We start from the raw sequence: 23,010 nt of genomic DNA on the forward strand, positions 1-23,010 counted from the left end.
ACGTATCGAACGCGGATGGCGCCGCCGCGGACGGCGTGGCAGCCTTGAATTTAAAAGAATTTTTAACGGGACGCGTGGGCCGGATAAAAAAGGGGCCGGGGCAACGGTGAAGGATTGTTACGTAGCATCGGCGGACGACGTTACGGGCGTTACGTCTGACGTAACGTGCGGGGAGAGGCGGGAATCGGGGGCGACTGCGCGTCGCTGCGACCGGATGGCGAACCCTGCATCGAACCCTGCGGGGATCGATGGATTTTCCATACGGATCAAAGCGTTACGGGCGATTTTTGCCGACGTCGAACCCGGCGTCGATCGCGCCAGGCAAAAGACGCCGGCCGCAAGGCATCTCCGCCCCGCGGCCGACGTTCCGGCCCGTCATCAAGCCTTCGCGCTATCCGCCGAATCGAACGGCAGCACGTAATGGCGCTTGCCCGTCGCCGCGAAGATCGCGTTCGCGACCGCCGGCCCGACCGGCGCGACGCCCGGCTCGCCGACCCCGGTCGGTGCTTCCGCCGACGGCACGATATGCACCTCGACCTTCGGCATTTCGGCGATGCGCAGCACGTGGTAGCCGTCGAAGTTGCGCTGCTCGACCTGGCCGTCCTTCAGCGTGATGGCGCTGTGCATCACCGCGCCGAGCCCGAAGCCGATGCCGCCCTCCATCTGCGCGGCGACGATGTCGGGATTGATCGCGATCCCGCAATCGACCGCGCACACCACGCGCTCGACCTTCACCTTGCCGTCCGCGTCGACCGACACCTCGGCGACCTGCGCGACATAGCTCTTGAACGCCTCGGCGACCGCGATCCCGCGCCCGCGGCCCTTCGGCAGCGGCTTGGCCGGATCCCAGCCGGCCTTCTGCGCGGCCAGGTCCAGCACCGCGCGCATGCGCGGCTCCTTCGCGAGCAGGTCGCGGCGGAACGCATACGGATCCTTGGCCGCAGTGTGCGCGGCTTCGTCGATGAACGCCTCGACCGCGTAGGCCGTGTGCGAGCTGCCGACCACGCGCCACCACAGCACGGGCAGGCCGACTTTGGTGGTGGTGATCTCGACCGACACGTTCGGCACCGCGTACGGCAGGTTCGCCGCGCCCTCGACCGAGGTGGCGTCGACGCCGTTCTTCACCATGAACGCCTCGAACGGCGTGCCGGCGAGGATCGACTGGCCGACGATCCGGTGGCGCCAGCCGACCAGCTTGCCGTCCGCGGTGAGCCCCGCGTCGAGCTTGTGGAAGTACATCGGCCGGTAGAAGCCGCCCTGGATGTCGTCCTCGCGCGTCCACTGCAGCTTGACGGGCGTGCCGTCCGCGCCGAGCGCCTTCGCGATCGACACGGCCTCGACCACGTAGTCCGACCACGCGTTCGCGCGCCGGCCGAAGCTGCCGCCCGCGTACAGCGTGTGGATCTGCACCTGCTCGGGCTTCAGGCCCGCTGTTTTTGCCGCGTTGGCCTGGTCGACCGTCTGGAACTGGTCGCCGGCCCAGATTTCGCAGCTGTCCGCCGTCAGCTTGACGACCGCGTCGAGCGGCTCCATCGGCGCGTGCGCGAGATACGGGAATTCGTACGTCGCGCTGATCTTGCGCGTGGCACCCGCGATCGCTGCATCGGCATCGCCGTCCTTGCGTGCCGACGTGCCAGGCTTGTCGGCGAGCTGCCGGTATTCGCGCATGATCTCGTCCGAGCCGCGCTTTTCGGCGTTCGCTTCGTCCCATTCGACCTTCAGCGCGTCGCGGCCCTGTTTCGCGGCCCAGAAGCCGGTACCGACGACCGCGACGCCACCCGGCACCTGCACGACCGACACGACGCCCGGCACGGCCTTGGCAGCCGTCGCGTCGAATGACTTCACCTTCGCGCCGAAGCGCGGCGGGCGCTGCAGCAGCGCGACGCGCATGCCGGGGAAGGTCGTGTCGAGCGTGAAATGTGCGGTGCCGTTCGATTTTGCCGATGCGTCGACGCGCGGAATCCGGTGACCGATCAGCTTGAAATCGGCCGGCTGCTTCAGCGTGACCTTGTCCGGCACCGGCAGCTTCGACGCATCGGCGACGAGCGTGCCGTACGCGGCCGTCTTGCCGCTCTTCGCGTGCGTGACGACGCCATTGGCCGTCGTCAGTTCGCCGGCCGGTACTTTCCAGCGGGCCGCCGCGGCCGATACCAGCATCGCGCGGGCCTTGCCGCCTGCTTCGCGCAGCTGCTGCCACGAGTTCGCCATGGCCGAGCTGCCACCCGTACCCTGCATCGTGCCGAACGCGAGGTTCGCGTAGCGTTTCGCATCGGCGGGCGCGCTTTCGACGCGCACGTGCGACCAGTCGGCGTCGAGCTCCTCGGCGACGATCGTCGCGATGCCCGTATACGCGCCCTGGCCCAGTTCGACGTGCTTCGCGATGACCGTGACGGCGCCGTCGGGCGTGATGCGCAGGAAGGCGTTCGGCGCGAAGTCGGCGGCGGGCGCGGTCGCCGCCAGCGCGCGGCGGCCGAGGCCGGCCCATTCGAAGCCGATGGTCAGGCTGACGGCGGCCGCGGCGCCCGCGGCTTTCAGGAACGTGCGGCGCGACGGACGCACCGAACCGGAGTTGTCGAGTTCGATCGTCATGGTCAGGCCCCCAGCGTCGCGGCCGCGTCGTGGATCGCCGCCCGGATGCGGGCGTAGGTCGCACAGCGGCACAGGTTGCCGTTCATCGCGGCGTCGATGTCCGCGTCGGTCGGCTTCGGGTTCTGTTCGAGCAGCGCGGTGGCCGACATGATCTGGCCGGACTGGCAGTAGCCGCACTGCGGCACCTGCAGCTTGACCCAGGCGGCCTGCACGGCCTGCGCGGGCTTGCTCTGCAGGCCTTCGATCGTCGTGATGTGCTTGCCCGCGATGCCGGCGAGCGGCAGCACGCACGAGCGGACGGCCTGGCCTTCGAGATGCACGGTGCACGCGCCGCACTGCGCCATGCCGCAGCCGAACTTCGTGCCGGTCAGTCCCGCGTGTTCGCGAATCGCCCAGAGGACGGGCATCGACGGATCGGCGTCGAGCGTGACGTTCTTGCCGTTGAGGACAAACGAGGTAGGCATTGTGATTGTCTCCGTGGGGAAAACCCGGCATGCACCAGGTTAGCCGGCAGTGTGCGCGAGGCGTTGGTTTTTGCGTCTACCCAATCCTGCAAATTTATTGAACAATCCTGCAAATCCCCGGCAGGTCGCGGGCGGTTTCGCTATGCTCCCGCGACATGAGGAAATTGATCGAGGAAGCGTCATGGACATGACCGATATCGTGACGTCGCGCGAATCCGGGCGGCGCGAGCTGGCGACGCTGATCGGCCGTTTCGCGCCCGCGGACGGCTCGCATTCGACGGCCGTGCCGGGTTTGATGCTGCACCGGCACACGCGGCCGGTCGACATGGGCTGCGGCGTGTCGCGGGCCGCACTCGTGATCGCCGCGCAGGGCGCGAAGCGCGTGATCGTGGCCGGTCAGCCTTACGAATACGACGCGCAGAATTGCCTGATTACCTCCATCGACTTGCCGATCCTGTCGCGCGTGACGCGCGCGTCGCCGGACGCGCCGTACCTGTGCCTGTCGCTGACGCTCGATCCGCAGCGCATCGTCGAGCTCGCGGCCGAGATGCGGCTGCCCGAACCCGACGCAGGCCCCGAAGGCGAGGGGATCGCGCTCGCCGAGCTGACGCCGCCGCTGCTCGATGCCGCGCTGCGGCTGATGCGGCTGCTCGATACGCCGGCCGACATTCCGGTCGTCGCGCCGCTGATCGAAAAGGAACTGCTGTACCGGCTGATGACGAGCGGGCAGGGCACGCGGCTGCGGCACATGGCGATCGCGGGCAGCCAGACGCACCGAATCGCGCGCGCGATCGAATGGATCCGCGATCACTTCGCGGAGCCGATGCGCGTCGAGTCGCTCGCGCAGGCGGTCAACATGAGCGTGTCGTCGCTGCACCATCATTTCAAGCACGTGACGACGCTGAGCCCGCTGCAGTACCAGAAGCAGTTGCGGCTGCATGAAGCGCGGCGGCTGTTGCTGCGGCAGGGCGGCGACGTCGGGTCGGTGGCCGCCGTCGTCGGCTACGAAAGCGCGTCGCAGTTCAGCCGCGAATACAGCCGGCTGTTCGGCGCGCCGCCGATGCGCGACGTCGTGCAGTTGCGGAAGAAGGACCTGCTCGGCTGACGGCAGATGGCCGACCGGTGCGCGCCGCTGGTCACCGGTCATCTCATTTGGCGACCACCGTCGTCTGCAGGAACGTCGGCACGATCCGCCAGTCCGGCACATAGTGCGCCGGCCACGCGCCGGGCGTATCGACCGCGTTGAAATACACCACGGCCTTGAGCAGCGGATAGCGCCACAGCGACCGCTGGAATTCGTCGAGCTCCTCGCGCTTGCGCGAATTCGACCCGTCGACGCCGAGCTCCGTGACCATCACCGGCAGCCCGTAGTCGCTCACCCGCTCGTACTTGGTCCGCAGGATGCTCGCGGCGGACGCGTGGCCGCCTGCCGGCCAGATCGCGCAGCGCGGGCAGTCGAACACGGACAGGCCGACGTCGTCCACGTAGCTGCGGCCAGGGAAATAGTCGTCGAGGTTCCGGTTGCCGGCCGGCGACCACACGAAGCGGATCTGGTCCGTCATCGTGCGGCACGCGGTCACGACCCGCCGGTACGCATCCACGTAGGCCGATGCATCGCCGATGGCCCACGGATAGCGTCCGGTATCGGCCTCCATCTCATGGCCCCAGCGCACGAACACGGGGCCCTTCAACGCGGCGAGCGCCGAGCAGGTGGCCGCGATCCGCGTGTCGTAGCGACCGTGCGCGATATCCTCGAGCAGCGCGCCTTGCCGCGTGTCGCCGGCTGCCCAGGGCTCGATGGTCAGCATCAGCGAGCGGTTCCGTGCCTGCGCGCTGCGGTAGGCGTCGTCGATTTCCGCGCGGATGTCGGGCGCGTTCCACGACACGAACACGTGGTCGAACGCGAGATCGCGATCGGCCGCGAGCGTATTCTCGGGATCGTAGGCGCCGAGTTCGGGCTGCTTCACCGTTTCGCCCGGCACGGGTGCGACGACGGCCGGCAAACCCGAGCGCCACATCATCGCCTGCCAGCCTTTCGGCGCGCGCAGCCCGATGCCCGACAACAGCATCGCGAGCGCGAACACGAACAGCGCGTTGCGCACCGGCAGGCGGCTGAAGAACATCTGCCTGAACGCCGACCACCCGAGCCCTTGCTCCCTGCCGTGATTCACCGCGACGACGGCCGCGATCACGAGATACAGGATGCTCGTCAGCGTCGAGAACAGATAGAAGCCGGCAGCGTTGCGCGGATTCTCGACCGTGACGACGGGCAGGCTGCAGAACAGCGAGATCAGCAGGTACGGCGCGACCACGCGCAGCGGCGCGTCCTGTTCGATCGTGCCGCCCTTCGGCGTGACCTTGAACGGAAATTCCTTGCCGCGCACGCAGTCGAATACCGCCGACGCGCAGCCGAGCACGACCCATGGCCAGCGCGCGAACACGAACGACAGCCCTTCCCACGACAGCAGCTTCGTATTCAGCGGGCGGCACGACTGGGTCGAATGCGTCGCCCAGGTCACGACGCACAGGATCAGCACGGTCAGCGGCAGCGCGTAGGTGAGGTACGTGAGGTAGTCGACGTGTGCCCACACGCGGCCCGTGAGCAGCGCGACGACCGGAATCACGACGCTGCCGGCCATCGCGAGCGCGCACAGCGGGTACCACAGCTGGCAGAACAGGAACTGCGCCTTCAGCTTCAGTGGCAGCCCCATGAAATAGTGGCGCGTGTAGCGCAGCATGATGATCATCACGCTCTTCGACCACTGGAATTCCTGCGTGGCCAGGTCGCCGAACGTGCGCGGCCCTTCGCCGTTCGCGATCGCGTTCAGCGCATGCATGCCGCGCCAGCCCTTCGAATTGAAGATCATCGTGGTCGAGTGATCCTCGGCGAGCTCGGGCCCGAGCCCGCCGATCTCGCGCAGCGCGCGGCAGCGCACTGCATAGTGCGAGCCGATGCACAGCGGCGCGAGGCCGCCCGCATAGCCGGCCTGCATCGTGCCGTGCAGCGGCCCCTCGACGTTCACGCGTCCGCGTGCGCTCCAGCTCCCGGCCGCGTTGCTGTCGCAGATGCTCGGCGCCGACACGTAGCCGACTCCCGGATCGACGAACGGCCGCAGCATCTCCTCGAGATAGGTGCGGGTCGGCACGTGGTCGGCATCGAGCTGCGACACGAAATCGTAGTTGTCGTAGCCGACCATGTCGTAGAAGTACGCGAGATTGCCTTCCTTGCACTTGGTCCGGCGCGGCCAGCTTGCGCGGTGGTACGCGGCGATGCCGCGCCGCGTCGACACGAATACGCCGTGCTCGCGGCACCAGTCGAGCGTCTCGGGCGACGGGTCTTCATCGGCGAGCCACGTATCGTGCGGGTAGGTCTGGTCGAGCATCGCGAGCAGCGTCGTGCGAACGATGTCGAACGGCTCGGACGGCGCCTTGGTGACGACCATCGCGACGCGCCAGTCGCGCGGCACCGGCAGCGCGGGGTTCGGCACGACCGCCGAGCGGATGATGAAGATGAAGTAGCCGGGAATGAAGGTGGTCCAGAACAGCACGAAGCAGTTGACGCCGAAGCGGAATGCATCGACATAGTGCTCGTCGCGCAGCCACCAGCGCCAGAAGATGCCCAGCGCGACGAACCAGCACAGCGCGAGGATGTGGAAGACGATCTTGGTCCCGCTGTCCATCAACGGGACGAGGAGCGGGAGGTCCGCGTTCATCGACGCGGTGCGATCCGCTTCGGTGTCGGTGGTGTCGGTGGTGTCGGCGGTATCCGGTGCAGGGCCGCCGGCAAGCGACGCAACCAGCTTCTTCATGGTGTTCTCCCGTCAAGGTCAGATCATCAGTCTTGAAGCAGGCCGCGTGGCGGCCGGGTGTCCTCGCTTGCGTGTTGTTGTTCCGGTGCCGGGCTGGCCGGCGTGCGTTCGCCGCACGAGCGGCCCACGCGTTCGTAGCGGCGAAAGCCGCTGTCGACGGCGAGTCGTTCGCTGAACAGGTTGCGCATGTCGAGCATCACGGGATCGGCCATGTGATCCGCGAGGTCGGCGAGATCGAGTGCCTCGAACGCTTTCCATTCGGTCATCACGACGACGGCGTCCGCGCTGCGCACCGCGTCGATTGCGGAACCCTCCATGAATACCTGCGGCAGCAGTCGCGATGCCTCATGCGGACGCGCCGGGTCGTACGCGCGGATATGTGCGCCCGCGCCGACGAGCAGCTGGATCACGTCGATGCTCGGGCTCTCGCGCACGTCGTCGGTCTGGCCTTTGAACGTGAGGCCGAGCACCGCGATGCGCTTGTCCTTGATCGAGCCGCCGCAGGCCTTCTCGATGCGGCGCAGGATCTGTTCCTTGCGCAGTGCGTTCGATTCGATCGCCGCGCTGACGATGCGCAGCGGCACCGCATGTTCGGAAGCCGTTGCCTTCAGCGCGCGCGTGTCCTTCGGGAAGCACGAGCCGCCCCAGCCGGGGCCGGCCTTCAGGAACGATGCACCGATGCGACGGTCGAGGCCCATGCCGTTCGCGACCAGTTCGACATCGGCGCCGACGGCTTCGCACAGGTCCGAGATCTCGTTGATGTAGCTGATCTTCACCGCGAGGAACGCATTCGCCGCGTATTTCACGAGTTCGGCCGTTTCGATCTCGGTGGCGAGCACGAGATGGCCCGATGCTTCCAGCGGCGCATAGATGGCCTTCATGATCTCGATCGCGCGCGGATGCTCGGCGCCGAACACGACGCGGTCCGGGTGCATGAAATCGTCGATGGCCGAGCCTTCGCGCAGAAACTCGGGATTCGATGCGATCGCCGCGTCGATGCCGTCCGGCGCGCAGCGCTCGACGATCTGCTTGACGATCCGGTTGGTGCCGACCGGCACCGTCGACTTCGTGACGACGACCGCGAAGCCGGCCAGGTTCGACGCGATCTCCCGCGCGGCCGCCTCGACGTACTGCAGGTCCGCCTGGTCGGTGCCCGGCAGCGTCGGCGTGCCGACCGCGATGAATACCGCGTCGCGATCGCGCACGCTTGCCGCGAGGTCGCTGCTGAAGCGCAGCGTGCCGCGTTCGACGTTGCGTGCGACGACCGCGTCGAGGCCCGGTTCGTAGATCGGCATGAGGCCTTCGTTCAGCGCGTCGATCTTGCCGCGATTGTTGTCGATGCAGACGACGTCATGCCCGAGATCCGCAAAGCACGCGCCGCTGACCAGCCCGACGTAGCCCGTGCCGACGATGGCGATCCGTACCTTCATGGTGATTCCCCTGCGTGGCGTTCAAGGAAACTTGCTCACTTGCCGGATGCGAACTGCAGTTCTTTCTGAAACCACGCCGCGGCGTGTTCGACCATCGGTTCGATCGCGGTGAAACGCGGCCGCCAGCCGAGCACGAGCGCGGCTTTCGTGGCGTCGGCGTACAGCTCGGGCGGGTCGCCCGGGCGGCGCGCGGCCGTTACCGTCGGCACGCGACGGCCCGTCACGGCTTCGACGGCGCGCAGTGCGCCGAGCACCGACGTTCCTTTGCCGGTACCGAGATTCAGTGCGACGCTGTGGCCGCCGCCGCACAGATAGGCGGTCGCTTGCAGGTGCGCGTCGGCGAGGTCGCTCACGTGCACGTAGTCGCGAATCGCCGAGCCGTCGGGCGTCGGGTAGTCGATGCCCATCACCTGGAACGCGTGGCCCGTGCCGAGTGCCGCGCGGATCGCGAGCGGCAGCGCGTGCGTTTCCGGTTCGTGGCATTCGCCGATCTCGCCGTCAGGGTCCGCGCCCGCCGCGTTGAAGTAGCGCAGCGCGACCCACTTCAACCCGTACGCGCGCTCGAAATCGGCGGCCATCCGTTCCATCGCGTACTTCGTGAAGCCGTACGGATTGATCGGCAGCTGCGGCGTGCGCTCCGAGATCGGCAACAGGTCGGGAATGCCGTACGTCGCGCACGACGACGACATCACGATCCGGCCGACGCCGGCCGCGTGCATCGCGCTCAGCAACGTGCAGGTGCCCGTGACGTTGACCGTGTAATAGCGGTCGGGCGCGAGCACCGAATCGCCGACGTAGGCGAGCGCGGCGAAATGGATCACGACGTCGGGCCGATGTGTGGCGAACGCCTTCGACAGCGCGTCGCGGTCGAGAATGTCGGCCGCGACGAGGGGCCCCCATCGAACGGCGTCGCGATGGCCGGTCGACAGGTTGTCGTAGGCGACCGGCTCGTGTCCCGCTGCCGCGAGCGCCTTGCAGGTATGGCTGCCGATATAGCCCGCCCCGCCTGTCACGAGCACTTTCATGCCGTGGCCCCGGTCATGTGCAGCACCGGCTCGAGCCACAGCTCACGGCTGAAATAGTCGACGGTCCGGCGCAGGCCTTCGTCGAGATCGATGGCCGGCCGCCAGCCGAGCTCGGTCGACGCGACCGAGATGTCGGGCCTGCGCTGGTGCGGATCGTCGATCGGCAGCGGCCGGAACACGAGCTCCGATTTCGAGCCGGTCATCGCGAGCACTTTCTCCGCGAGCTCGATCATCGTGAATTCGCCGGGGTTGCCGATGTTGACTGGCGTGCCGACGTTGCGCTCGGCGCCCATCAGGCAGAAGAAGCCGTCGATCAGGTCGCTGGCGAAGCAGAACGAGCGCGTCTGCCTGCCGTCGCCGTAGATCTCGAGCGGCGCACCGTTGAGCGCGCCGACGATGAAGTTCGACACGACGCGGCCGTCGCGCGGCGACATCCGCGGGCCGTAAGTGTTGAAGATGCGTGCGACGCGCACGTCGATGCCGTGCGTGCGGTAGTAGTCGTAGCACAGCGCCTCGGCCGCACGCTTGCCTTCGTCGTAGCACGCGCGCGGGCCGATCGTGTTCACGTTGCCGCGATAGGTTTCCGTCTGCGGGTGCACGCCCGGGTCGCCGTAGATCTCGCTGGTCGACGCCTGGAACACGCGCGCGCCGGTCTTGCGCGCAAGCGCGAGGCAGTGGTTCATGCCGAGCACGTTGGTCATCATCGTATGGACGGGATCGATCTGGTAGGTGGGCGGCGATGCCGCGCACGCGAGATTCCAGATCTCGTCCACCTGCAGTTGCGGCAGCCCGAGCGATACGTCGCCCTTCACGAACTCGAAACGGCCGGACGCCTTCAGGTCGGCGACGTTGAGCTTGCGCCCCGTCAGCAGGCTGTCGATACACGTGACGGACGCGCCTTCCATGACCAGGCGTTCACATACGTAGCTGCCGAGAAAGCCGGCGCCGCCCGTCACGAGGACGCGCTGACCGGCGCGCGTCTCGAGCGCGACCCTGTCATTCATGGCTTTCTCCTTCGTCGAGCAGCTCGAGGAACCACACGTCGATTTGCTCGACGGCGGTACGCACGCGTTCCATCCCGTTGCACGGGTAGCGTTTCGGCAAGCGACGGTTCGCATGGGCTGACGTCGACGAAGCGCCGCGACAGGCGCTCCGGTTTCGTTGACTACCCCGTTGATGCTTGAACGACGCACGCGTCGATCGATCGGTGGTGATCTTCATCGCCTTTTCCCCGATACGCTGATTGGCGAGCAGGCCGCCGTCCGTGATCTTGTGCCTCGGCGTGCCGCTCGGTGAGAGCCGTGGATCAGGCAATCGGCATGCCATGGACGCTGCCGTCACGATGCGCACGGGAGCGGCGCCGAAATTGCCGCGCGATTTGCGCGCTTCTGTTTCATGCATGTATCGTGGGGACAGAAAAGCGTGCGGGCCAATTGCCCGATCGAGGCGATTCGATACGACGAAACGCGCGATAAATCAGGCTTTTGCGGGAATGACTTCGTCAAACAGGTGTTGAATCTGAATGTTTCATCAATGAGAAATGCGTCGATAAATGATTAAAAGCGTTTCTCGAATGTGCTGCTCATCGGGCGATGCGGTTCATGAAAGGCGGGGCGAATGAAAGTGAAAAATTGATGTGCGTTGTCGGGGGAGGCGAGTTTTCATTTGTTTTAATTATTACGCCGGTACGGAAGTTTTCTTTTTTACGGTCCATTGCGGCGCTCGAGCAGCGTGTGATCCTGTCGGTATTTTCACGGATGAATCAAATTCGTTTCGGTCATCAGGGGAAACGCGTGTCGACGACTTCCCGGAGGCTGCTGTATCGGGCTCTCGGCGCCCGGTGCGGGGCGAATCGATTCTCGTTTGTGATGGCCCGGGAGGGGGGCGAACGCGCCGCACCCCACGGTTTTCAAGCGGAAATGCCCGTGGCGCCGGCCCGGCGCGGCGGTGCGCTTCTCAAGTTTGAAACACTCGTTCATCCGGCCGTCCGGCGCACGCCCGCGAGCCGGATTCGTCCGTCTAATCCGGCGATTGCTTCGCGTCGCTCAACGATCGCCGAGGGTGCCAAACCGTTATTGCGATACATTCCTGAAACAAAAAATGTCGTTCCTGGCGCTGCGTGCCGTCGTGGCGGCCGTTTGCCGTGCGCTATATGCGGTGGAATATCGCGTGGCACGCTGCTTGCGGTACAGGACGCACCGGCGGGCGGTCGACACGAAGTAATGAAGAGGTGGGGCGGCCAACTCGTCAATAAGCAGTCGGGGAAACGGCGATGAAGACCATAAGCAGTAGCTTGATCGGCGCGTACTTTGCGCCCCAGTGGGGTAGTCGGAAAGATCGGGGTGACGCTCGCGACGCTGTGCCAGCTTCGCGGGTTGCTCTGTCCCGGTTTCTTGCCCGCCGCGCGCTTCGCGTGCTGGCGCGGTTGTCGCGGTTGTCGCGCCGCACGGCGGTCGGGCGACAGCGGTACTCGCTTTCATCGTGTTCACCCGGATGGATCTTGCTGTTCGTGCCGGACAGCGTGATGCCGATTCGTCTTCGACCGTGCAGGGTCGCTTCGATCGCGCCTGGCCCAGGCCAGCGCCGGCCGGAATAGATCGAATGCCCGTCGACCGGATTATCCGGAAGACCTTTCGTCGATAGCTCAGGGAGAAGACATGCCACCTGGCTGCAATGCAGCCCCGTTGTCGCCCGGGTAAAGGGTGCATTTACAACGGCGCTGCATGTTGCGGTGGTTAATGTATTCGCGAAATTTCGATTCCGGAATCGGATGCCGCGTGTCGGCAATCCGTCCGGCGGGGCATCGAATATCGCAAGCCGGAAAGATGTGTGCATCGTTCCGGTTTATCAAGCAATGGTGTTTTCAGTGTAGTTCCAATGTTCATAAAAATAATCGAAAACACCTATCAAAAAAATTTGGATAACTAAAAATCACGAGGCTAAGCTTCGTCTGGCAAAAATTGCAAAAATCGTGATTGAAAAGTCATCGGGTTTTTATTAATTAGATAGTGATCCTTATTTTTGAGGATTGCTCAAGTCAGGAAGGTTGATGGCGTGCGATCTCCCTGGCTCATTCCGTCCACGCCGATTTGGAGTCGACCATGAAGAAGCTTCTGATTGCAGCAGCAGTTCTGGCGGTTTCGGGTGCAGCGTTCGCAGGTAGCGGCACGGTGTCGAGCAGCAATTCGTCGAGCAGCGGTTCGACGATGGCCGGGGTTGTCGGGTTCGGCGTTTTCGGCGCGACCGATTCCGGTGCAGCGCTCGGTGCCGCCGGCGCAACGGCCGGTCATGGCAGCAGCGGCTCGATCTCGTACACGAACCACACCAACACCTCGCAAGTGGGCGGCTTCGGCTTCGGCGGCGCACAAGCTGGTGGCAATAGCGGCGCGAATGCCGGCTCGATCGGCTGGACGACGCACTACTAAGTCGCGGAGCGAAGCGTTCGTCAATGGCTGGCGGTACGGACGCCGGGTTTCGCTCGATGGGGGGCAGGCCCGGCTCCGCCACCGCCGAACTCACTCACAGCAAGGAATTGCTATGAAAGCCAACGTCATATTTGCGACAGCGCTCACCGTCTTATCGTCGGCTGCAATGGCAGCGGGTTCGTCCACGACCAACCAGACGCAATCCGTTGCGGCAGGTGTTTCAGGGTCGGTGCTGGTCGGTTCCGGCAGCTATACCAGCAATTCGACTTCGACGGCTGGCGCGAACGCAGGCAGTACCGTGACACCCGCTGGTTCCGCCGGCACGGCATCCGCCTTCCACAACTCGACTTCGACGGCCAGCGGTTCGGGCACGAACGGGGGCGCGTTTGCGGCAGGCGGCGGTATCGGTGCCGCAGGCTCGTACGGTGGAAACAGCAGCACGAACGAGAACGCGAATGCGCTATCGGGAGGAGTCACCGCCACGATCGTACTCGGCGCGAACCACTATACGGCCTCGGGCGGGAACGACCAAGGCGTCGCCAATGCAGGTGCCGCTGGCCTGACGGGCAGTGGGGGTTCGGGCGCGATCGCGGGTTCGGATCACTTCAACTCGTCGACCGTGTGGAGTACCGGTCCGGCTGGCTCGCCGTCCGCGGCGGGCGGAAGCCAGGGCAGTTCGAGCGCGACCGGGAGCAGTCATTAGTCAGGTGTGGGGGGACCAGTTTCCCAGCGACGCTGGTCTCTTTTCCCCACATTGTTGTCACGTAAGGAGTTGGCATGAAGCAGAAACTGATTGCCGCCGCTCTGATGCTCGCGTCTCTGACGGCGTATGGCGCTGACCGTATTGCCGACGACGTGCAATCGAATTTGCAGACGTCAAACAACCCTGACCAGACAACCAAACCGTCAGAACAACAAGCGCTTTCGTCGGGCAGTGCCATCGGCGGACCAGACGCCCAGCAGTGGCAGGGCATGTCGGCCGGCTCGTGGTCCCAGCTGGGCAACGGCTGGAAACAGTTCGGGGAAGCAGGCAAAGCTGAAGGGAATCAGGGGAACTAGTACGGTTGCCTGGGTGGGAGGTCAAACCTCGTCCGGAGAGTGAAATGAACAGCAACAGGATCAAGGTGGCATGCGCAGCGATGTTCGCGATGACCACGATCGGCGCCCAAGCGCAAACCGCCGATTCGACTTCGAGCGCGCAGTCCTCGACGTCGTCGACGGCGATCGGCCAGGGCGGCGGCTCGAGCATGAACACGAACACCACGAGCTCGCGCGGCGGTAACGCCACCAGCTCCAGCGGGGTTCGCAGCAGCGGTAATTCGAGCGTAAACGTGAACGTGACGATGCCGTCCAGCACGAGCGGCGGCACGAACGTGACGCCGCAGTCGCTGCAGTCATCCGGCTCGCCCGGCACCAACCCGTACAACACCCAGTCAGCGGAAAACGTCAATTACTCCGGGACGCAGACGATCAAGACGAACCCCGCGATCCAGGCACCGGGTCTCACGACCACGCTGTCCGATACCTGCATGGGATCGGTGAGCGTCGGCGTGTCGTTCCCGGGGTTCGGCGCGACGGGCGGCACGACGCTGGTCGACCAGGCCTGCGTCCGGCGTCTCGATGCGCGTGAATTCCGCGCGATGGGCCTGACCGACGTGGCGCTCGCGCTGCTCTGCCAGAGCGACGCGAACCGGCGTGCGGTGGAAGCGACCGGCCACCTGTGCCCGGGCACGACCGCGCCGCTCGCCCGTTCGAACGTGGCGCCGAGCGCGGAAGCGACCGTCGCCGACGACGTGAAGTATCGCGATCCGATCGTGCGCGACCGCATGGGCTTGCCGCCGCTGGGTGCTGCCGCACCGGCACCGGCGCAGCCTCGCCCGGTGGCGACGACCGCGGTGCAAGCGGCACCCGTGTCGGTACCGGTACCGGTGCCCGTGCCGACGATGGCGCCAGTTGCTGCCGCACCGGCCGTCGCAGCACCGGCTGTTGCAGCTGCCGCACCGGCAGTGGCGGCGCCGGCTGTTGCCGCTGCTCCGGCCGTTGCAGCTCCCGCCGTTGCAGCCGCGGCACCGGCCGTCGCCGCAGCGCCCGCAGTAGCTGCCGCGCCCGCCGTCGCCGCCGCACCCGCAGCGTCGGTCGTCCCGGCGGCAGCGATTGCAGCCGTACCGGCTGCCGCGGTGATCGCCGCACCGGCGGTTGCGGACAAGGCATCGCCCGTGCCTGCCGAGCCGGTTGCCGACACGAAGGCGCCGGAACCCGTGCAGCCCGTGGCGGACAAGGCACCGGAACCCGTACCGGCAGTCGCCGACAAGGCGCCGGAACCCGCACCGGCGGTTGCCGACCAGGCACCCGAACCTGCCCCGGCAGTGGCCGACAAGGCCCCCGACCCAGTGCAGCCCGTCGCCGACAAGGCGCCGGAGCCGATGCCGGCCGCGACCGACAACGCAGCGCAAGCCGCTGCCGCGCCGGCTGCGGACACGACGCCGGCTGCTGCCGTCGTCGCGGCGCCTGCGGCCGATACCGCGATGCCCGCACCGGCAGCCGATGCGAAGGCCGCCGAACCGGCGCCGGTCGCCGCGGAAGCGCCCGCACCGGAAGCCGCGCAGCCTGCCGCAGCCGCGGCGGCGCCTGCCGACATGCCGGCAGCCGACGCGAAAGTGCCGGAAGAAGCCGCTGCGCAGCCCGCCGACATGCCGGCGTTGTCCGATCCGGCGCAAGCAATGCCGCCTGCTCCGGTCGACCAGCAGGCCGCCCCGGCTGTACCGGTCGTGCCGGCTCCGGCTGTCATCTCGACGAGCACGTCGTCGTAAGCACGCGGGCCGGTCTCCCGTGCGACCGGAACGCCGGCCGCACGGGCGTCGCTCGGCCCCGATGCCCGACGGTCGTTGCCTGTTTGACGGGTGTTGGTCCCATCCCCGAGGTCAACACCTCTTTTTGCCCGACGAGGATGCAAGGAGGCCTCAATCATGAGGATCTTTTTGGTCGCTCTGTTGTTGTACAGCGCGCAAGCCGCAGCACAGGCGGTATTTCAGAACCCGGCGGTGTTCGTCATCCTGGGCGAGCAGACCGCCGCGAATGCCGTGAGCGTCGAGCAGGCGCTGACGACGCTCGGTCGTGCCGACAACACCGCATGCGCGCCGATGATGATGATCGGCGATCCGCAGATGATCTACATGATGCCGGAGGAAGGTCACGCACCGTCGTGGCAATCGCCGGTGTACGGCCGTGGCGCGCCGTTCGAAGCGCAGAACGGGCCGACGCCGACCGGCAAGACGATCGGCGCGATGCAGCATGCCGAGGACATGCAGACGCAGCCATGGAGCGACGGCAGCGCGATCACGCAGAAGATCGCCGGCGAGTCGAGCGTGATGGCGACCGATCGGGTGAGCGGGTGGCAGCGCAACGAGCTCAACTCGATCGAGACGGCCCGCGCGACGGAGGTGACGGTGAACGGCAAGACCTACCGTGCCTATCGTGACGACCTCAACGGTTCCACGAAGCCGGTCGTCGAGCCGCAAATCTACACGCAGCGCGTCGTTTTCTGCCGATAACGAACCGTCAATCCGAGGACGGCCCGACGCCGCACCGCGGGACCACGATGCCCCGCGCGACGCGATCCGGCAACGGCCGTTCCGACAACCAACCCAAGCGACGAGGCCATCGTGAACTATTGCTGCCAGATCAGGGTGTCGGGCCCGCAGGATCTCGAACGCGATGCGGGGACGGCGCCGTTCGTCGCCGTCCGTCGCAACCATGTCGTACCGTCGCGGCCGCTCGTCTATCTGTCGCAGCAGCACGATGCCGCGCTCGTCGACTGTCTCGCGTCGCGCGGCTGGGACGTGTGGCGCGCCAAAACCGTTGCGGACGCACTGAATCTCGTGAGGGTGAACCGTCCGCATGCGGGCATCGTCGATTTCGGCAGCTTTGCGTCGCCCGACGTCACGTCGTTCGAGGCGCTGCTGCGCGATCCGCGTGTCGGCTGGGTCGCGCTCGCCGACCATGAGCGACTGCGGGATCTCACCATTGCGCGCCTGATTCGCCACTGCTGCTTCGACTACGTGCGCAATGCGACCGCGTACACGACGATCGGCTATCTGGTCGGTCATGCATACGGCATGCTGAAGCTCGCGGACGGCAGCACGGATGCCGATGCGGCGCCCCCCGGCGGCACGATGATCGGCTCGTGCGACGCGATGCGCCGGCTGTTCGCGACGATCCGCAAGGTCGCGAACACGGACGCCACCGTCTTCATTGCCGGCGAATCCGGCACCGGCAAGGAGCTGACTGCGGCGGCGATCCACCAGCAGTCGCTGCGCGCCGACGCGCCCTTCGTCGCCGTGAATTGCGCGGCAATTCCATCGACGCTGCTGCAGGCCGAACTGTTCGGCCACGAGCGCGGCGCGTTCACGGGCGCGCACCAGCGCAAGATCGGCCGGATCGAAACCGCGCACGGCGGCACGCTGTTTCTCGATGAAATCGGCGACATGCCGTTCGAAAGCCAGGCGAGCCTGCTGCGCTTCCTGCAGGAAGGCACGATCGAGCGGCTCGGCGGGCACGCGTCGATCCCGGTGGACGTACGGATCGTGTCGGCGACCCACGTCGATCTCGAGGCCGCGATGCAGGCGGGGCGGTTCCGTGCCGACCTGTACTACCGCTTGTGCGTGCTGCGCATCGACGAGCCGCCGCTGCGCGTGCGCGGCCGCGACATCATGCTGCTCGCTGACTACGTGTTGCGACGCTATCGCGGTGACAGTTCGCACCGGATTCGCGGCTTCATGCCCTGCGCGATCGAAGCGATCCACAACTATCCGTGGCCCGGCAACGTGCGCGAGCTGATCAACCGGATCCGGTTTGCGGTCGTGATGACGAACGGGCCGATGATCTCGGCCACCGATCTCGAACTGCACGCGTACACGTCGCGGCAGCCGCCAACACTCGCGGAGGCGCGCCGGCAGGCCGAGCGGCACGCGATCGAGGAAACGCTGCTGCGCCATCGTCACCAGCATGCGGACGTGGCGGCCGAGCTGGGCATCTCGCGCGCGACGCTGTACCGGCTGATGACCGCGCATGGGCTGCACGGCTGACGCGCCGTGGCGCGCAGCCGCTCAAGACTGCTCGACGTCGGCCGTTAAGAAAGGAAACGGCCCGTCCGGACCGCCGGCGCAGCCATGCGCGCGCGGCCGGCGCGAGGCGCATCACGCTTATCCGAGGTTATCGTGGCAGAGTGCAGTCACTGCGGCAGGACGTTCCTGGTCGGCGGGCGGTCGATCGACGGCCGCCGCTATTGCCGTCCGGCGTGCGCCCGGGCGCATCCGATCGTCGTCGAGGCAGAACGGGTGCCCGACACGAAAGTCTGGGAGTACGTGCACGACTGGCGATACGGGCCGTGCCCGATCTGTCGTCGCGACGACCGGCCGGTCGATGTCCATGCGTCGCATCGCGTCGTGTCGGTGCTGTTCGTCACGCGCTGGGCGACGCGGCGCCACGTGTGCTGCCGGCGTTGCGGCCGCAGGAAACAGGCGGTCGCGCTGCTTGCCTCGGCCGCGTTCGGCTGGTGGGGGCTGCCGTGGGGCCTCGTGCTGACACCGATCCAGCTCGCGCGCAACGCGCTTGGGCTGGCCGCGCGGGATCCGGAGGTCGCGACGCAGCAGTTCGAGCAGCTCGTGCGGCGCAAGCTGGCGGCGCGCCGGCTGCGGCACGCGCGGCAGGGCGCCTGAGTCCGAGCGCGCGGCCTGGCGCGCCACGCGCGATCAGGAGGCCGGCCGCTCGAAGCCCGAGGCGACCCAGCGCTCGGCGCTGGCCTTGTTGAGCTTGAATCCCGCCGACACCTTCGCTTCGGCGAGCAGCTCGCCATACGGATCGAATGCCTTGAGCTGCGCGTACGGCTCGAACTCGTCCGGCACGATGTCGAGCGTGACCGACACATCCTGGTCGTCCTCGCCCTGAACCGTCACTTCCTTGTGCAGCATCGCGCGCCGCTGCTGCGCGTGCCGCATCAGCACCTCGGTCGCGGTCTTCACGAGCGTGCGGAACGCGTTCGCGTCCATCGGCTTCGGGTTCTTCTTGTCGCGGCCCATGGTCCACGGCCCGACGAGCGCGGGCTCGGACTCGCCGTCCTTGATCATCTCGACGGCCCAGCCGTCGTCGTCTTCGTTCTTGATGATGCGGGCCGTCCAGCCGTTGTCGCGCCAGAGGCCGTCTTCGTGGATGGAGGTGTCGTCGGATTGCAGGTCGGGTTCGGTCATGAGGAAAGCGGGGTGCGGGCAGCCGGCTAAAGGGCGGTGGCGTGCAGCCGGCATCGGCGCGTCGCTCGCCGCCGGTGGCCCGGCGCGGTATGCAAAGGCGTCGATTTTACCTGCTGGCCGGCCGCTTGGCCCGCGTGGCCTGCCACGTCGACCATTCGGCCGATGTCCGCAGACGCCGGCTGCCGTGCGCCGGGCGTTCGAACCGGCGCAAATATCAAACTCGTATTACGTCCCGGACGGCCGATCGCGATGCCGTCCGATATCCCGCCCGCGCACGGCTTCATAGAATCGACGTTCGGGATAAAAATAGCCTGAACGTCCTTTCAACGCCCAACCGGCCGTGCGCGTTCCGCGTCGCGCGGCCGATGAACCACCTGGAACTGCGCATGAGGAAATTCAATGTTCGCGTTGTTTTCGCGTACGACTGGCCGTTGACGCTGGCCGGCATCGAGCAGGTCGCAGGCAGCGGCTGTGCGATCGAGATCGTCGCGGTCTACCGGAGTGCGACCGAACTGGTCGCGTCGCTCGGCAGCGTCGACTGCGATGTCGTGCTGGTCGACTATACGATCAGCGGAGACGAGCGGATGGACGGCCTTGCGCTGTTCGACTGGCTGCGGCGCACGCGTCCGAACGTCGGGATCGTCGCGCTGGTCGCGAACGAGAATCCGCTGATCTTCGGTTCGATCCTCGCGATCGGCGGCGTGAGCATCGTCAGCAAGTTCGACGAGGTCGGCCATGTCGTCACGGCCATTCATTCGAGCTATAGCGGCGGGCGCTACCTGTCGCCGCTCGTCAGGCGCGCGATCGATGCATGCGGCGAGCGCGGCGAGGCGCCCGTGAAGCTGTCGGCGCGCGAGATCGAGGTCATTCGCCTGTATCTGTCGGGGGTGCCGATCAAGACGATCGCGCAGCGTCTGAGCAAGGGCAAGCAGACGGTCAGCGCGCAGAAGATCAGTGCGATGAAGAAGCTCGGCGTGAGCAACGATGTCGAGCTGATTCAGCGGGCGGCGGGGTTGGGGCTCGGCGCCGGCCTGACCGCGTCACGGCCCGGCAGCGCCGCATGAGCACGCGTGCGCCGGGCGGCCGCCATCAGGCCGGCAACGCAAACCGCGTCACCGCATCCCGCAGCGCCTCGGCCTGATCGCGCAGCGAATGCGCGGCGGCCGCGGCCTCTTCGACGAGCGCCGCGTTCTGCTGCGTCACCTGGTCCATCTCGCCCACCGCGCGATTGACCTGCTCGATCCCGGCGCTCTGCTCGCGCGACGCATGGCTGATTTCGTCGAGGATCTCGTTCACGCGCCGCACCGACTGCACGAGTTCGGTCATCGTCTCGCCCGCATTCGTGACGAGCGCCGCGCCGTGTTCGACGGTCTCGTTCGACGACACGATCAGCGACTTGATCTCCTTCGCGGCCGTTGCCGAGCGTTGCGCGAGCGAGCGCACCTCGGCCGCGACCACCGCGAAGCCGCGGCCCTGTTCGCCGGCACGCGCCGCTTCGACCGCCGCGTTCAGCGCGAGGATGTTGGTCTGGAATGCGATCCCGTCGATCACGCCGATGATGTCGCCGATCTTGTGCGAGCGGTCGGTGATCTCGTTCATCGTGCGCACGACGTCGTCCACCACCGCGCTGCCGCGCGTCGCGACCTGCGCGGCCTGGCTCGCGAGCGACGCGGCCTGCGCGGCGCTATCCGCGTTCTGCTTCACGTTCGCGGTCATCTGGTCCATGCTCGACGCGGTCTGCACGAGCGCGGCCGCCTGTTCCTCGGTGCGCTGCGACAGGTCCGTGTTGCCGGACGCGATCTCGCTTGCGCCGACGTTGATGTTCTCGGTCCCCATCCGCACGCGCGACACCATGTCGATCAGCCCGCCCTGCATCGTGTGGAGTGCATGCAGCAGGCTGCCGCGATCGTCCTGCTTCACGGTGACGCGCGCGGTCAGGTCGCCCTGCGCGATGCGCTGCGCGGCGTCGAGCGCCACTTCCAGTTCGCCGCCGAGGTTCGCACGCACGCTTTTCAGCACCAGCACCATCACGGCGGTCGCGATCCCGCCGAGCACGGCCGTCATCGCGAGCCAGCGGCCGATGCTTTCGAGCACGGCCGAGCGCACGTCGTTCATGTACATGCCGGTCACGAGATACCAGTCCCACGGCGCGAAGCGTTGCACGGCGCTGGTTTTCTCCTGCGGCTTGTCGGCGCCCGGCTTCGGCCACAGATACTCGACGAAGCCCTTGCCGCCTTCCACGTTGCCGGCCTTCACGATCTCGACGAACAGGTGCTTGCCGTTCGGATCGGTGAAATTCGACACGTCCTTGCCGTCGAGATCGGTCTTGATCGGATGCATCACGATCACGGGCTTCGAGTCGTTGACCGAGATATAGCCGTCGGCACCGTAGCGCATCGCGGCGATCGCCTCGAGCGCCTTCTGCTTCGCGTCGGCTTCCGGCAGCGCGTTCTGCTGCGACAGCTTGTAGTAATGGTCGGCCACGCTCGTGGCCTGCGCGACCAGCGACGCAAGCTGGTCGCGGCGATCCGTGATCATCGATGCGCGCGTCTGCCATGCGCCGAGCCCGGCGATCACGAGCAGGCCGAGCCAGAGGATGACGATCATCGAGGCGAGTTTCTGATTCAGGGAAAGATTGCGCATGGTGTGTGGTCGGTCAGTCGTGGAAGCTCGCCGCAACGGCGTGACGGGGTAAGTGTCTTGTCGGCGCGCGACGTGCGTCGCCGTAGACGGGTTATCCCTAGGAACCGGTACCCTGGACGCATGCCTCTAATGCCGACAAGGGTATCTATGCATATGCATAACGGGTGTCGCTATACTCACGGGGCGATGGCGTGCGCGCCGCACGTCCGGTTCGGCGGCGCGACGGCGAATGAAACCGAAAGGAGGCAACGATGCGAATTCTGGTAGTAGGGGCCGGCGCGGTCGGCGGATACTTCGGCGGCCGGCTGGCCGCGGCGGGGCGCGACGTGACGTTCCTGGTGCGAGACGGCCGCGCAGCTGCGCTGGCGCGCGACGGGCTGCTGATCCGCAGCCCGCGCGGCGACCTGACGCTTGCGAACGTGCAGACCGTGCGCGCGGGCGATGCCGGCGCCGGCGTCGCGCCGTTCGACCTCGTGCTGCTGAGCTGCAAGGCGTACAGCCTCGACGATGCGATTGCATCGTTTGCACCATTCGTCGGCCCGCAGACGCTGATCCTGCCGATGCTCAACGGGATGCGTCATCTCGACGTGCTGCGCGACCGGTTCGGCGCCGCGCAGGTGCTCGGCGGGCTGTGCGTGATCGCGGCGACGCTCGATCGCGAGCAGCGCATCGTGCACCTCAACGACACGCACGGCGTCACGTTCGGCGAACTCGCGGGCGGCGAATCGCCGCGCGTGCGCGCGGTGGCCGAGGTGCTCGGCGGCGCGGGTTTCGATGCGACGCTCAGCGACAACGTGGCCGCGCGGATGTGGGAAAAGTGGGTGTTCCTCGCGACGCTCGCCGCGAGCACGTCGTTGTTCCGCGGTTCGGTGGGCGACATTCTCGCCGCGCCGGATGGCCGCCACTTGCTCGAGACGATGCTCGGCGAATGCAGCGCGATTGCCGAACACAACGGCTACCGGCCCGACCCGGTCGCGATCGAGCGGATGCAGCGGATGGTGCTGACGCCGTCGCCGCTGACCGCATCGATGCTGCGCGACGTCGAGAATCATGCGCGTGTCGAAGCCGATCACGTGATCGGCGACCTGCTCGCGCGCCGCGACCCGCAGGCGGCCGATGTGCTGTCGCTGCTGCGGATCGCGTACAACCACCTGAAGGCGTACGAAGTGCGGACGGCGCGCGAGCACGCGGCCGCATGAGCACCGGAGCGGGCGGCCACCCGGCCGTTCCGCGCTGCACAAATTTGCCGTCCGGCGCCGTTTGCGGCCGGAATGCGCAAAAAAGTATCGGAAATCAGGCGTAAAGTTGGTGGAGCCGCGCGCTCGATCGACCTACATTGCTTCCCATGCGACCGGTCGCGTCGCCGTGTGAAATACGCGG

20 protein-coding genes are annotated in these 23,010 nt (G+C 66.7%); 11 read left to right on the plus strand and 9 right to left on the minus strand.

The annotated features are described in order from the left end of the window. Positions 1–378: 378 nt before the first annotated feature. Positions 379–2,589, minus strand: coding sequence for a xanthine dehydrogenase family protein molybdopterin-binding subunit (locus tag BDI24065_RS08915; RefSeq protein ID WP_175030917.1), 2,211 nt, complete (start codon positions 2,587–2,589; stop codon positions 379–381). A gap of 2 nt (positions 2,590–2,591) precedes the next feature. Beyond that, positions 2,592–3,053, minus strand: coding sequence for a (2Fe-2S)-binding protein (locus tag BDI24065_RS08920; RefSeq protein ID WP_021162969.1), 462 nt, complete (start codon positions 3,051–3,053; stop codon positions 2,592–2,594). Positions 3,054–3,234: 181 nt separating this feature from the next. On the opposite strand from BDI24065_RS08920, the gene BDI24065_RS08925 reads away from it, so the two are divergent. Further along, positions 3,235–4,158, plus strand: a complete 924-nt coding sequence (locus BDI24065_RS08925; RefSeq protein ID WP_175030918.1) for an AraC family transcriptional regulator — start codon at positions 3,235–3,237, stop codon at positions 4,156–4,158. Between the two features lie 43 nt (positions 4,159–4,201). Here BDI24065_RS08925 and BDI24065_RS08930 read toward each other — a convergent pair whose 3' ends face one another. Genes BDI24065_RS08930 through BDI24065_RS08950 form a run of 5 tightly spaced genes read right to left on the minus strand, consistent with a single transcriptional unit; the run spans position 4,202 to position 10,718 of the window. Beyond that, on the minus strand, positions 4,202–6,862 hold the full coding sequence (locus BDI24065_RS08930) for a glycosyltransferase (RefSeq protein WP_175030919.1): 2,661 nt from the start codon (positions 6,860–6,862) through the stop codon (positions 4,202–4,204). A 26-nt stretch (positions 6,863–6,888) separates the two neighbouring features. Continuing rightward, the gene (locus BDI24065_RS08935; RefSeq protein ID WP_175030920.1) at positions 6,889–8,292 is read right to left on the minus strand and encodes a UDP-glucose dehydrogenase family protein; all 1,404 of its coding nucleotides are present in this window, start codon (positions 8,290–8,292) and stop codon (positions 6,889–6,891) included. A 35-nt stretch (positions 8,293–8,327) separates the two neighbouring features. Then, entirely contained in the window at positions 8,328–9,317 is a 990-nt protein-coding gene (gene galE / locus BDI24065_RS08940; RefSeq protein ID WP_175030921.1) for a UDP-glucose 4-epimerase GalE, read from the minus strand. After that, positions 9,314–10,321 (minus strand): UDP-glucuronic acid decarboxylase family protein, encoded by a 1,008-nt coding sequence (locus BDI24065_RS08945; protein ID WP_175030922.1) that lies wholly within the window; start codon positions 10,319–10,321, stop codon positions 9,314–9,316. The genes galE and BDI24065_RS08945 overlap by 4 nt, the downstream gene beginning before the upstream one ends. Then, positions 10,314–10,718 (minus strand): hypothetical protein, encoded by a 405-nt coding sequence (locus BDI24065_RS08950; protein ID WP_254609711.1) that lies wholly within the window; start codon positions 10,716–10,718, stop codon positions 10,314–10,316. Before BDI24065_RS08950 ends, BDI24065_RS08945 begins: the two co-directional genes overlap by 8 nt. A gap of 200 nt (positions 10,719–10,918) precedes the next feature. Between BDI24065_RS08950 and BDI24065_RS08955 the strand changes: the two genes are divergently transcribed. The 8 genes from BDI24065_RS08955 (at position 10,919) to BDI24065_RS08990 (ending at position 18,459) form a co-directional block, all read left to right on the plus strand. Further along, complete coding sequence (locus BDI24065_RS08955) at positions 10,919–11,593, plus strand: hypothetical protein (RefSeq protein WP_175030923.1); 675 nt, start codon at positions 10,919–10,921, stop codon at positions 11,591–11,593. A gap of 825 nt (positions 11,594–12,418) precedes the next feature. Continuing rightward, positions 12,419–12,742, plus strand: coding sequence for a hypothetical protein (locus BDI24065_RS08960; protein WP_175030924.1), 324 nt, complete (start codon positions 12,419–12,421; stop codon positions 12,740–12,742). Between the two features lie 112 nt (positions 12,743–12,854). After that, entirely contained in the window at positions 12,855–13,445 is a 591-nt protein-coding gene (locus BDI24065_RS41495; protein ID WP_368040776.1) for a hypothetical protein, read from the plus strand. Between the two features lie 74 nt (positions 13,446–13,519). Next, complete coding sequence (locus BDI24065_RS08970) at positions 13,520–13,801, plus strand: hypothetical protein (RefSeq protein WP_175030926.1); 282 nt, start codon at positions 13,520–13,522, stop codon at positions 13,799–13,801. Between the two features lie 44 nt (positions 13,802–13,845). Then, positions 13,846–15,552 carry a chemotaxis protein CheA gene (locus BDI24065_RS08975; protein ID WP_175030927.1) on the plus strand — a complete coding sequence of 569 codons (1,707 nt, stop codon included), beginning with the start codon at positions 13,846–13,848 and terminating at the stop codon, positions 15,550–15,552. 156 nt (positions 15,553–15,708) lie between these two features. Next, entirely contained in the window at positions 15,709–16,293 is a 585-nt protein-coding gene (locus BDI24065_RS08980; RefSeq protein WP_175030928.1) for a hypothetical protein, read from the plus strand. 111 nt (positions 16,294–16,404) lie between these two features. Next, a complete protein-coding gene (locus BDI24065_RS08985; RefSeq protein WP_175030929.1) occupies positions 16,405–17,826 on the plus strand; it encodes a sigma-54 dependent transcriptional regulator in 1,422 nt (473 codons plus the stop codon). Positions 17,827–17,958: 132 nt separating this feature from the next. Further along, a complete protein-coding gene (locus BDI24065_RS08990; protein ID WP_175030930.1) occupies positions 17,959–18,459 on the plus strand; it encodes a hypothetical protein in 501 nt (166 codons plus the stop codon). 33 nt (positions 18,460–18,492) lie between these two features. Here BDI24065_RS08990 and BDI24065_RS08995 read toward each other — a convergent pair whose 3' ends face one another. Further along, positions 18,493–18,987, minus strand: a complete 495-nt coding sequence (locus BDI24065_RS08995; protein ID WP_175030931.1) for a hypothetical protein — start codon at positions 18,985–18,987, stop codon at positions 18,493–18,495. 386 nt (positions 18,988–19,373) lie between these two features. Between BDI24065_RS08995 and BDI24065_RS09000 the strand changes: the two genes are divergently transcribed. Continuing rightward, a complete protein-coding gene (locus BDI24065_RS09000; RefSeq protein ID WP_175030932.1) occupies positions 19,374–20,051 on the plus strand; it encodes a LuxR C-terminal-related transcriptional regulator in 678 nt (225 codons plus the stop codon). A gap of 25 nt (positions 20,052–20,076) precedes the next feature. Here the strand turns inward: BDI24065_RS09000 and BDI24065_RS09005 are convergent, their stop codons facing one another. Further along, complete coding sequence (locus BDI24065_RS09005) at positions 20,077–21,630, minus strand: methyl-accepting chemotaxis protein (protein WP_175030933.1); 1,554 nt, start codon at positions 21,628–21,630, stop codon at positions 20,077–20,079. Between the two features lie 251 nt (positions 21,631–21,881). Here BDI24065_RS09005 and panE point away from each other — a divergent pair, with 251 nt between their 5' ends. Continuing rightward, a complete protein-coding gene (panE, locus tag BDI24065_RS09010; RefSeq protein ID WP_175030934.1) occupies positions 21,882–22,829 on the plus strand; it encodes a 2-dehydropantoate 2-reductase in 948 nt (315 codons plus the stop codon). The last annotated feature ends 181 nt before the right edge of the window (positions 22,830–23,010 follow it).

The organism is Burkholderia lata, assembly GCF_902499025.1.
Lineage (GTDB): Bacteria > Pseudomonadota > Gammaproteobacteria > Burkholderiales > Burkholderiaceae > Burkholderia > Burkholderia lata_C.